The organism is Streptomyces sp. rh34 (assembly GCF_002551245.1).
Taxonomy (GTDB): Bacteria; Actinomycetota; Actinomycetes; order Streptomycetales; family Streptomycetaceae; genus Streptomyces.
Genome location: NZ_NTGZ01000241.1, coordinates 1 through 11,183, shown reverse-complemented (window position 1 = coordinate 11,183; position 11,183 = coordinate 1). Strand labels below are relative to the sequence as shown.

Annotated in this window: 12 protein-coding genes; 10 read left to right on the top strand and 2 right to left on the bottom strand. The window is 71.0% G+C overall.

Features of this window, described 5'->3' with window-relative positions; all coding sequences use genetic code 11:
• Positions 1 to 225: 225 nt before the first annotated feature.
• On the bottom strand, positions 226 to 543 hold the full coding sequence (locus CR470_RS30350; protein WP_097870688.1) for a hypothetical protein: 318 nt from the start codon (positions 541 to 543) through the stop codon (positions 226 to 228).
• A 153-nt stretch (positions 544 to 696) separates the two neighbouring features.
• Here CR470_RS30350 and CR470_RS30345 point away from each other — a divergent pair, with 153 nt between their 5' ends.
• From CR470_RS30345 to CR470_RS30320, 6 genes are all read left to right on the top strand, one after another.
• Positions 697 to 1,101 (top strand): hypothetical protein, encoded by a 405-nt coding sequence (locus CR470_RS30345; protein ID WP_097870691.1) that lies wholly within the window; start codon positions 697 to 699, stop codon positions 1,099 to 1,101.
• Between the two features lie 235 nt (positions 1,102 to 1,336).
• Positions 1,337 to 2,605: a L,D-transpeptidase gene (locus CR470_RS30340; RefSeq protein ID WP_097870687.1), complete on the top strand. Its 1,269-nt coding sequence runs from the start codon at positions 1,337 to 1,339 to the stop codon at positions 2,603 to 2,605.
• 232 nt (positions 2,606 to 2,837) lie between these two features.
• Entirely contained in the window at positions 2,838 to 4,583 is a 1,746-nt protein-coding gene (locus tag CR470_RS30335; protein WP_097870686.1) for an eCIS core domain-containing protein, read from the top strand.
• 82 nt (positions 4,584 to 4,665) lie between these two features.
• The gene (locus CR470_RS30330) at positions 4,666 to 6,153 is read left to right on the top strand and encodes an alpha/beta hydrolase (protein ID WP_097870685.1); all 1,488 of its coding nucleotides are present in this window, start codon (positions 4,666 to 4,668) and stop codon (positions 6,151 to 6,153) included.
• 52 nt (positions 6,154 to 6,205) lie between these two features.
• Positions 6,206 to 6,622: an AAC(3) family N-acetyltransferase gene (locus CR470_RS30325; RefSeq protein ID WP_373561454.1), complete on the top strand. Its 417-nt coding sequence runs from the start codon at positions 6,206 to 6,208 to the stop codon at positions 6,620 to 6,622.
• Positions 6,623 to 6,668: 46 nt separating this feature from the next.
• Positions 6,669 to 6,983, top strand: coding sequence for a hypothetical protein (locus tag CR470_RS30320; protein ID WP_257138963.1), 315 nt, complete (start codon positions 6,669 to 6,671; stop codon positions 6,981 to 6,983).
• A 38-nt stretch (positions 6,984 to 7,021) separates the two neighbouring features.
• Here CR470_RS30320 and CR470_RS30315 read toward each other — a convergent pair whose 3' ends face one another.
• A complete protein-coding gene (locus CR470_RS30315; protein ID WP_097870684.1) occupies positions 7,022 to 7,474 on the bottom strand; it encodes an RDD family protein in 453 nt (150 codons plus the stop codon).
• Positions 7,475 to 7,992: 518 nt separating this feature from the next.
• On the opposite strand from CR470_RS30315, the gene CR470_RS30310 reads away from it, so the two are divergent.
• The 4 genes from CR470_RS30310 to CR470_RS30295 all read left to right on the top strand — a co-directional run.
• A complete protein-coding gene (locus CR470_RS30310; RefSeq protein WP_097870683.1) occupies positions 7,993 to 8,175 on the top strand; it encodes a hypothetical protein in 183 nt (60 codons plus the stop codon).
• Positions 8,176 to 8,522: 347 nt separating this feature from the next.
• Entirely contained in the window at positions 8,523 to 9,911 is a 1,389-nt protein-coding gene (gene gdhA / locus CR470_RS30305; RefSeq protein ID WP_097870682.1) for an NADP-specific glutamate dehydrogenase, read from the top strand.
• A gap of 153 nt (positions 9,912 to 10,064) precedes the next feature.
• Positions 10,065 to 10,631, top strand: a complete 567-nt coding sequence (locus tag CR470_RS30300; RefSeq protein ID WP_097870681.1) for a hypothetical protein — start codon at positions 10,065 to 10,067, stop codon at positions 10,629 to 10,631.
• 156 nt (positions 10,632 to 10,787) lie between these two features.
• Positions 10,788 to 11,183: helix-turn-helix domain-containing protein (locus tag CR470_RS30295; RefSeq protein WP_097870689.1), on the top strand; the 396-nt coding region annotated here is incomplete at its 3' end.

Genomic DNA, 11,183 nt, shown 5'->3' with positions numbered 1-11,183 from the left:
CCGTGGACGCGCTGCGGGCCGCCGGCGCCGAGGGCCCGGGCCCGGACCGCTTCCTCGCGCCGGACCTGGCCGCCGCCGACACGTTCGTACGGGAAGGGCGCCTGGTCGCGGCCGTGGAGCCGGTCACGGGACCGCTGGCCTGAGCCGGCCCCGTACGCACGGAGGCCGTACGGGAGTGGGCCCCGCACGACCGGTGCGGGGCCCACTCCCGTACGTACGGGACGCTCAGAGCGCCGGGCGCGCCCCGGGCCCGGAGCGGCGTACCGAGTACGTGACGAAGCCCGCGCCGATCCCCAACAGGGCCGTGCCGCCGATGAGGTACGGGGTGGTGTCCGGGCCCGGGCCGGTGTCGGCGAGGAGCGCGCCGGACGCGTCGTCGGGGCTCCCGGCGGACTGTTCGGCGGGGGTCCGGCCGGACGTGGCGGCCGGGGCGCCCTGAGCGCCGTTCTCATCGGTCGCGTTGGCCGACGGGACGAACCAGAGAGCGGCCAGCAGGGTGCCTGCGGCGGTGGTGGTCAGCAGTGTGCGACGAGCGACGGACACAGATTCGATCCCCTTGCGACAACCATGAGTTAGCCCCGTGGGCCGATGCTAAGCAAAGCAGCGGGTCGGTGGAAAGTCGCGGCCTCGCCGGGCCTTACGCTCCGGCCTATGAGCACAGAAGAGACATCCAGGTTTGTTCGACTTCGCGTGGAGATGGTGCTGGAGGTCACCGACCTCGACGCCCTGACCGGCACCGCCCTCGAATCCATCGCCGCCGAGTACGGGGAGCCCGTCGCGGCGGTCGCCGGGAGCGACACCGCCGAGGAGCGGATGCATGCGGAGGCCACGGTCCGGGCAGACGGTGCGGAGGCCCTCGCCTCGCTGGTCGACCCCTTCGACCTGGTCAGCGAGGTTCCCGGGGTCGAACTGGCCCAGGCGTCCTGGAGTAGCGAGAGCATCGAGTACGACCCCGACGCGGAGGGCTGGGACGACGCGGACGACGGCGACGAGGACCTCTTCCTGCCGCCGGACGGGGACGACGAGGAGGGATACGGCGGCGCGGTCGCGCACAATGGGAAGGACGACGGCGAGGACGGTGGCCCCGCGCAGCGGGTGTGACGTCGGAGAACACCGGCCCCGGACCCGCTCGGCGGCGGACCGGGGCCGCGCCGCACCGCGGCGCGAAAGCGGGCCCGGCCACGGGAACCACCACTGCCGGGGCCGCGTCGATGAGTGGTGTTCCCCACATCTGTCATGGATGGGGAACGGAGCACCCTTTACGGGTGTTCTTGGAACATTGACGGGGAATAGCGGCCTGGCGGCCCCGTCCGGGGATTCTGGGGAATCGGCAACGATGGAGAAGCGTGTGATGACGGACAGCAAGCGGCGCAGGGGCCTCATGGCCATGTCCGCACTGCTCGGCGGCGTGCTGGTGCTTTCGGCCTGTAGCGACGACGGCGACAAGGGCGGAAAGACGAACGCCGGAAGTTCGGAATCGTCGCAGCAGGAAGTGGACAAGGCGGCAGCCGCGGACGCCTCCGAGGCGCAGATAGCGATCAAGCCGAAGGATCGCGCGACCAACGCCAGTATCAACAACGCGGCCCAGGTCACCGTCGCCAAGGGCAAGCTGACCAAGGTCGTCATGACCACCGCGGACGGCACCCCGGTCGAGGGCACTCTGGCCGCCGACGGGTCCAGCTGGAAGCCCGCGGGCCAGCTGGAGCGGTCCACCACGTACAAGATCGACGCCACGGCAGCCGACTCGAAGGGCCGCGAGGCCCACGAGAACAGCTCCTTCACCACCGTCTCGCCCGACAACAGCTTCATCGGGAACTTCACCCCCGAGGACGGCTCCACGGTCGGCGTCGGGATGCCCGTCTCGATCAACTTCAACAAGGCGATCACGGACAAGAAGGCCGTCCAGGACGGCATCACCGTGACCTCCAGCAGCGGCCAGGAAGTCGTCGGCCACTGGTTCAACTCCCAGCGCCTGGACCTGCGCCCGGAGGACTACTGGCAGGGCGGCTCCACCGTCACCCTGAAGCTGGCCCTCGACGGCGTCGAGGGTGCGGACGGCGTCTTCGGCGTCCAGCAGAAGACCGTGACCTTCAAGGTCGGCCGTAACCAGGTCTCCACCGTCGACGTGAAGTCCAAGACGATGACGGTCACCCGCGACGGCAAGACGATCAAGACGATCCCGATCTCCGCGGGCTCCCCGGACAACCCCACGTACAACGGTCAGATGGTGATCTCCGAGAAGCACAAGGAGACCCGGATGAACGGCGCCACCGTCGGCTTCACCGATGACGACGGCAAGGGCGAGTACGACATCAAGGACGTGCCGCACGCCATGCGCCTGTCCACGTCGGGCACCTTCATCCACGGCAACTACTGGGGCAAGGGCATCTTCGGCAACGTCAACACCAGCCACGGCTGCGTGGGCCTCGCCGACGTGAAGGGCGCGAACGACTCCAGCGCCCCCGGCGCCTGGTTCTACGACAACTCCCTCGTCGGCGACGTGGTCATCGTCAAGAACTCCCCGGACAAGACCATCACCCCGGACAACGGCCTCAACGGCTGGAACATGAGCTGGTCCGAGTGGAAGGCCGGCTCCCAGGCCTGACCCACCCGCCGTTTCCCCTCGGCACCACCCCCGTCCCCGCCCGAAGGCGGCGGCCCCGGCAGACTCCGGGACCGCCGCCTTCGGCGTTCAGCGGCCCCCGAGCGTGTCGTCCCTCATGTCCTCGGACCGGGTGCCTGTCCGCCCACCGAACTGTGCCCCGCAGTACCTGGAACCGGAGCTGCGCCCCCATGTATCCAGGAAGGGACGCATTCTCAGCAGTGACGAGGTTTCCATGCGCAGTCAGGATCGTGCCGGAAAGACTGATGCGGAGAACGAATCTGCCCCGGCCCGCACACATGCGGCGGCGCCCGGAACGCCACGCACCGGGCCCCTTGCCCTGCAGGGCACGATCGGCAACGCGGCCGTCGTCCAGATGCTGCGGGACGCCAGTCACCCGCCCGCCGAGGACCAGCAGGCCGAACAGCCCTCCGTCCAGCGCTCAGCCGTCCCGGACGTGCTGCGCGCGGCCGGCCGGCCGATGGACAACGCCACCCGCACCGACATGGAAGCCCGGCTCGGTGCCGACTTCTCCGACGTCCGCATCCACAACGACGCCGCTGCCAAAGCCTCCGTCGCCGAGGTCGGCGCCCGCGCCTACACCTCCGGCCACCATGTCGTCATCGGCGACGGCGGAGGCGACAAGCACACCCTCGCCCACGAGCTCACCCACGTCATCCAGCAGCGCCAAGGCCCCGTCGCCGGAACCGACGACGGCACCGGGCTGAAGGTCTCCGATCCCTCCGACCGCTTCGAGCGCGAAGCCGAGGCCAACGCCACCCGCGTCATGCAGCGGTCGGTGCTCCCGCCGACGCGGACCGAGAGCGGAGTCGGCAGCGGCGCCCGTACCGACGTACCGGTGCAGCGCGTGTCGGAGGAGGAGGACCGGCAGGCCGCCCAGAATCTCGCGCACGCGGCGCGCGAGCGCACCGAGCCGTGGGTTCGCGAGGATTTCGAGCGCCACGACATGGAGATCGACGCAGAGAAGACCGGTGTCCACATCGCCGGCGTCCAGGCCCCCACGGACAAGGTGATGGGAGAGGACGCAGCATGGTCGGCCGTTGAACTGGAGCAGAAGAAACAGCTCCTGGGAGAGGCCCTGGACACCGCATTCCTTGAATGGAGTGAACGCTACGACCCCGAGCACATGTACATCTTCACCGCACCGGAGTACTACTTCAGCGGCGAGGGCACCCACTTCCTGAGCGAGGACCAGGCGGCCGGTGTGGACGAGTGGCTGGCCGGCCGCCTGGCGAAGCTGCCCAGCAACTACCTGGTGGTGCCGGGAACCGTCGGCCGCCGCCGCGACCTTGACGGGCCCGCGGCGGACCGGGCGCGCGCCGACCAGCGGGAGGGCCGGGAGCGGATCCGGCAGGAGGCGAGTTCCGGCAACTTCTACGCCGCGGACGCCGAAGAAGAGCTGACGTACGAGGTCTGGAACCAGGGGCCCGAACTCGACGGCACGGGCAACGTGACCGTGTTCGACAACTACGCGCCTGCCTTCCAGGGCGGCCAGGAGCCGAAGACCTATACGAAGCGTTTCGAGGCAAGCTCCCGGGAAGCTCCGGACCGTTCGGCGGAGGAGAGGCGGCAAGGCTTCTTCGCCATCGGGAAGGAGAAGTTCGAGACCACGGTGAAGGGTGTTCGGGTCCGGCTCGAAATCTGCTCGGACAACGCCGCGGAGAGCCTTTGGACCGCACCGTACGAGGGCGTCCACATCTTGGTGGCGGCGGACTTCGGCAATGCTGGGGAAAGTCAGGCGAACATGCACGGGGACACCTTCGTCGTGGCCGACTCAGGATTTTCCCAGCTCTACGAGGCCGACCATCCGGTTCCACCGGCGAAGGACATCGGCGACGCCCGCTACGCCGCTAACGAGAAACGGAAGATGAGGAGCAAGAGCGCGGAGACGACCAGCAGGAAGGGCCCGGTCTCGCTGAACTTCTACCGTACGGCGACCCGGAAGCCCACCGCCCCGTAGACGCCGCGCAGCCCAACGTGGCGATGGTGCCCCCGTCCGGGCCGCACGCCTGGAACAACCGCTCCCCGCACGAGGAGGATTCATGTTGTCCAGAGGAAGATCCGCACTGCGGGGCGTCGCCTCGCGGGGCATGGCCCTGGCTGTCGGAGCGGCCACGGTCGTCAGTACCGGCCTCGCCGACGCTCCCGTGGCTCACGCGTCGCCGGCCGCCGCCACCGGGGTGCTGCGATGGGCGCCGTGTGACGCCGCGACGAAGCCGGGAGCCGAGTGCGCCACTCTTTCCGTGCCGGTCGACTGGGCCCGTCCCGACGGGCCGAAACTCGACCTGGCCGTGGCCCGCCGCCAGGCCACCGACTCCGGCGCACGCGTCGGCTCGATGGTGTTCGGCCCCGGCGGGCCGGGCGACTCGGGTGTGAAGATGGTGGTCGACAGGATCGGCCGGTTCAGCTCCGAGGTCCGCCGCGGGTTCGACATCGTCAGTTTCGACCCGCGCGGCGTGGGCGGCAGCAACCTCGTGGTCTGCTCTGACGACCTGCTCGCCGATCGGCCGTCACCGGAGCTGAGGAGCCAGGCGGACTTCGATGCCACCCTGGCGTACAACAGGCGGCTCCGCGCCGATTGCCGGGCCCGGACCGGCCCGGTGTTCGACCACCTCGACACCGCCCAGACGGTCCGGGACCTGGACGCTCTCCGGGCCGCCCTCGGCGAGCGGAAGCTGACCTTCCACGGCAGTTCGTACGGCACGGTGCTCGGGGCCCAGTATGCCGAGACCTACCCGCGCCGCGTGCGCGCGATGGTGCTGGAGAGCGTCATGGACCACAGCGTCCCGACCACCCGTGAGTTCCTGCGGTCCGAGGCGGCCACGGCAGAGGATTCGTTCCGGGAGTTCGTGAAGTGGTGCGACGGTGCCGCGGACTGCGCGCTGCACGGCCTCGACGTCCGCACCGTCTGGCAGGGCCTGTTGGACCGGGCCGGGCGCGGGGAGCTGGAGGACCCGGCGAAACCGGGCATCTCGCTGTCGCCTTCGGACCTGGTCAACAAGAAGGCGTTCCGGAAGTTCTACTCGGCCGACTACGCGGGCCTGGCCGAGGCGATCGCGGGAATGCACACCAGCAGGCCACTGCCCGCGTCGCCCACCTCGACAGAGCCGCTGCATCCGGCCACCCCGGTCTTCTGCTCCGACTGGCGCCTGCCGGTGCGCGACTACCAGGAGTACGCCTCGCTGGTCTCCATGATGCACACGACCGCGTCCGACCTGCCCTACCTGCTTCCGGTGCACATGGTCGCGGCGTGTCTGGGCGCGCCGACCGCCAACCCGCAGCACCGCCTGCGCGTGCGCGGCGCACCGCCGATCCTGGTGTCCAACGCGCTGCACGACCCCGCCACCGGCTACCCGTGGGCGGTCTCGGTGGCCCGGCAGCTCGGCCGCAGCGGCGTGCTCCTCACCTACGAGGGCCACGGCCACGGCAGCGTCACCAGCGGCCCCTGCATGGAAGGCGCCGTGGACAGCTACCTCACGGACCTGGCGGTCCCACCACGGGGCACGAGCTGCCCCGCTGTGCCCTTCTGACAGCTTGCCGATCAGGATCCGGCCGGAAGGCGCATCCGGTGGGAACACGGTTGTGGCGACGCGGTCCGGGCCTTGCCCGGCCGCGGCCGTCGAGGTAGCTGTCCACCGGCCCCTCGTGCGGCGACGGTCCGGAAACTCGGTGGTGCGGTGGTCATATGGCCAGGACACCGAGCGGTTATGCCTCGGCGAACGCAGCCCCCTCGCCGGGCTCGAAGAGGGCGGGGCGCGCATCCTTCTCCTGGGTACGGACTTCGCATCGTGTACAACGTTCCATCTGGCCGAATACCGGGTTCCGGGGCTCCAGGTCGACAATTCCTTCGCGGTCATGCCCCCCCCGGGCCGCCGTTGGAGCACGGTGCGCGACACCGCGATCTCCGGCGACCGATTCGATGACCGGGCATCGGCCGCGTACCGCCGCCGGCTGATGCGACGGCTCAGGTCGCAGCGGCCCCACCCGACCGTCACCTGACGGTGCGCCGCCTCCCCGGCGCCCGGTTCGTGGAACACTCCGGCAGGTGTCTCACTGGATAACCTGGATCACTCCGCGCCGCCTGGGTGCCACCGCCGCCCTGTACGCCGTCTTCGTCTGCGGTTGGCACCTCGGCCAGCCCCTTCCTCACGTCGGCTGCGAAGAGGAGACAACAGCCGCTTCCTCCGCCCCGGTGACGATCGGGGAACCCGGGGACGTCAGCGGCGGCTTCAGCCGGGTGGCGCGCGATGTCGGGCAGGTCGTCACCCACGATTTCGTCTCCACCCGGTCGATCGTCGAGTGCGACCCGTACACGGCCCGCCCGCGCCTCGTTGCCTGGATCACCGGCGACTGGCGCTGAAGGGGACCCTTCTCACCTGAAGGTTTCACCGAGCAGGCTCAGTCCGGACGACCCGCCATCGCCGCCCGGTAGGACCGCAGGTCGCTGCACCGGACCTGGCGCACACCCGCGAGGTCCTCGTGCGGCGCGGAGGGGCGGCCCGGGGCGCTCTCCGGGCCGCCGGCCGCCCCCTGGCCGCGACGAAGCCGCCGCCAGGGCTGGCGCGGCAGCCAGAGGAGCCCGTACAGCCAGCGCAGTACCAGCACGCGGAATCCCGGCCGGCCCGCGTCGGGCAGCCGGATCACCCGGACGCCCATGATGAGCTTTCCGGCGCTCGCCCGCACGGCCATCGTCAGCAGCACCTGGTTGGCGAACGACAGCGTGACCAACTGGACGACCAGCAGGGCGACCGCGTGCCCCGTCCCGCCGGAGTTCAGGCAGGACCGCACCAGGAGCCCGACGGCCAGCAGGCACAGATAGCTGTCGAGGCCGACCGCCAGATAGCGCCGCATGTCGCCCGTGCCCCTGGGGATGCGGGGCTGCCCCCGGGGAGCCGGGGCGGGATACGCCGGGGTGCGGGCGTACGCCGGATACGCCGCCCGCGGAAGCGTGCGCCCGGACGGCGGCGGTGTCGGCGTCGCGGGCAGGGCCGGGCGGGGCCGGGCGACGCCGCTCCCGGCCCGGCGTACGCCGTACGGCGCCCGTAATGCGTCAGGAGGCTGCCCTCTCCGACGCCCCCGAGGCTTCGTCATGGGGGCATCATGACTGATCGTCACGCGGGGTGTCCCTGTTCCTGACGGGTAACTCCGGTACCCCGGTGTTGTTTTCACGGGACCGTTACGGTTGCCTTCCGCCGGCTGCACGCGCGGTCCCCCGGCTCGGCCCATGGTGTCTGCCCGCCCCCGGTCCGCGCCGCCCGCCCGCTCACGGGTGCAGCCTGCTGCACCCCGATACGGGGGCCCTCTCCCTCCTCGCGGCGCGCCCCGGCCGACAGGCTGGACGCATCACCGACCACGGAGGCATCGCCGTCATGAAGTCCTTGCTCTGGCTCGTCCTGTCCGCCGCACTCGTCGCCAACGTCTTCCTCGGCTTCGCGGTCGACCGGAACGGCCTCGAAACAGCCCTGAGCGTCGTCTCGGGCGTGGTCGTGCTCGCCTCGGCGGCCGGGCTCTGGAGGGTGCGCGGCCCGCGCGCGAGTCGATCCGACGTGTGACCTTCGCCATGCGGGGGGTCGTCGCAGGGGCGGTGGACCCGAGCCGCGCGGGCCGCTCGGAACGGCGGATCGGGGGCCCGTGCGGGGCCCCGCACGGCGGTCCGGGCGCCGATCGAACGGCTGATCATGGCCAGTATGTGGAAGGCCCTCGAAGATCATCGGGCCGCGCGGGAGAATCGGACCGTACGACGGTCCTGCACAGCGCCCTGCCGGGCGACGGCCGCATGGTCCTCCCGAATCCTCCCGGGAAGGAGTCCGCGGGGTCCCGGCGGGGGAGACGGACCGGTGGTGCTCCCCGGGGCGGGGGCGCCGACGCGCACGAGCCGACCACGAAAGGTCTTGATCAGATGCCGGTCATCCCCGACTCGCCCGACTCCGCCCGCACGCACGATGCCGCGGCCCGCGTCATCGAGCCGCTCTACGCCGAGATCCTGCGCCGCAACCAGGGTGAGCAGGAGTTCCACCAGGCGGTCCGCGAGGTCCTGGAGACGCTCGGGCCGGTGTTGACCCAGCGCCCCGAGTTCGTCGACGCGCGCATCATCGAGCGCGTGTGCGAGCCCGAGCGCCAGCTGATCTTCCGGGTGCCGTGGTCGGACGACTCCGGCGACATCCACGTCAACCGCGGCTTCCGGGTGGAGTTCTCCAGCTCGCTCGGCCCCTACAAGGGCGGGCTGCGCTTCCACCCCTCGGTCAACCTCGGCATCGTGAAGTTCCTCGGCTTCGAGCAGATCTTCAAGAACGCCCTCACCGGCATGCCCATCGGCGGCGGCAAGGGCGGCGCGGACTTCGACCCCAAGGGCCGGTCCGATGCCGAGATCATGCGCTTCTGCCAGTCCTTCATGACCGAACTCCACCGCCACCTGGGGGAGTACACCGACGTCCCGGCCGGTGACATCGGCGTCGGCGGCCGAGAGATCGGCTACCTCTTCGGCCAGTACAAGCGGATCACCAACCGGTACGAGTCCGGCGTCCTCACCGGCAAGGGCCTCGGCTGGGGCGGCGCACAGGCCCGTACGGAGGCCACCGGCTACGGCACGGTCCTGTTCACCGCCGAGATGCTGCGCAGCCGTGGCGAGTCGCTGGAGGGGCAGACCGTAGCGGTGTCCGGTTCGGGCAACGTGGCCATCTACGCCGTCGAGAAGGCGCAGCAGCTCGGCGCGACCGTGGTGACCTGCTCGGACTCCAGCGGCTATGTCGTCGACGAGAAGGGCATCGACCTCGCCCTCCTCAAGGAGATCAAGGAGGCGGGCCGGGGCCGCGTCTCGGAGTACGCCCAACGGCGCGGCGCGCACGCCCGGTTCGTACCCGGTACGGGGGTGTGGTCGGTCCCCGTGGACGTGGCCCTGCCCTGCGCCACGCAGAACGAACTCCACGAGGGCGACGCGCTGGACCTCGTGCGCAACGGGGTCAAGGCGGTCGCGGAGGGCGCCAACATGCCCACCACCCCGGAGGCGGTCCGGGTGTTCCAGGAGGCGGGCGTCGCCTTCGCCCCCGGCAAGGCGGCCAACGCCGGCGGGGTCGCGACGAGCGCACTGGAGATGCAGCAGAACGCGTCCCGGGACTCGTGGACCTTCGCCCACACCGAGGAGCGGCTCGCCGAGATCATGCGGCACATCCACGACTCCTGCTACACGACGGCGGAGCGCTACGGCAGCCCCGGCAACTACGTGGTGGGCGCGAACATCGCGGGCTTCGAGCTGGTCGCGGACGCGATGCTGGCGCAGGGCCTGATCTGACCGTACGCAGCGAGGCGCCGGCGCCGGTGCGCTCGCCGCCGGAACCGCTACCCCGCGTGGGCGAGGCCGCCAGGTGTGGTCTCCCCCGAGCGGGGGAGCGGGTTGGCTCGCTCGGGTGATTCCCCGTCATGCCTGCTCCGCGAGGGTGGAGTCATGACGCTGAGGATCCTTCACAGCCCCCCGTCCGTCGGTGACACCGAGCGGCCCGTTCCTCGGTGGGCGATGCGCCTGGCCTACGCGCTACCGCTGCTTCTGCTGCCGGCGTGCCTGTGGCGGCTGCCCTTCGCTCTGCACTTCACGATGGGGCAGGAGGCCCAGGAGGGCAGTCTGCCCGCCCTCTGGCTGAGCATCCCGTACGTTCTCGGGCTCAGCGTGCTGACGGAAGTGGTCGCGATCCTGACCATCGGGCTGGTCCGGGGCTGGGGGGAGGTGGCGCCCGTCTGGATACCGGTCATCGGCGGCAGACGCGTCCGGCCGCTGGCGGCCGTCGTCCCCGCCGTGCTCGGAGGCCTGATCCTCACCATTCTGTTCACCGCCGTCCCACTGGGCGACGATCGCGACCTCACCCTGTACGGCGTCATCGACACTGTTCAGTACACCAACGGCGCCTGGGAGGCGCTGGCGACGGTGTGCGGCACCCTCCTCGCCGCTTGGGGGCCCATCACCATCGCTCTCGCGATCGCCTACTACCGGCGTCGAGTCTCCGCCGTCGCCGGGTGAGCACGCCGCCGCCTGCACTCGCGTCCCCCCACGCATCCCCGGTACCGGCCGTCCCCGGTACCGGCCGTCTGTCACGCTACTTCGCCATCAGCAGATCCGCCCGGAGCGCAACGCCCCACCCGTGCCGGGACGGTGCCGCGCTCCTAGGCTGGGACGGTGAGTATCCGAACGACTAACCAGGCCGACGTGATTCCTCTGCGCCCGCTCCCGACGGCGGCCGCCCCGGTGGCCCCGGCTCTGCCCCGGGAACCGCTCTGGCGTGACCTCGTCGGGGAGGTGCTGCGCCGCGAACGCCGGGCACAGGGGCGGACGTTGAAAGACGTTTCCGACGCTTCCCGGATCTCCATGGCGTATCTCTCCGAGGTGGAGCGGGGCCGCAAGGAGGCCTCCTCCGAGGTGCTGGCCGCCGCCGCCCAGGCGCTCGGCCTGAGCCTTGCCGACATCCTGGCGCTGGCGGGGGAGCGGCTGGTCAGCCTCGCGGCGGTCCGCTCCCGGTCCCGTTCGCTCGGGGCGGCCGGCGGGCACCGGTCCGTGCGGTCGACCGGCCCGGCG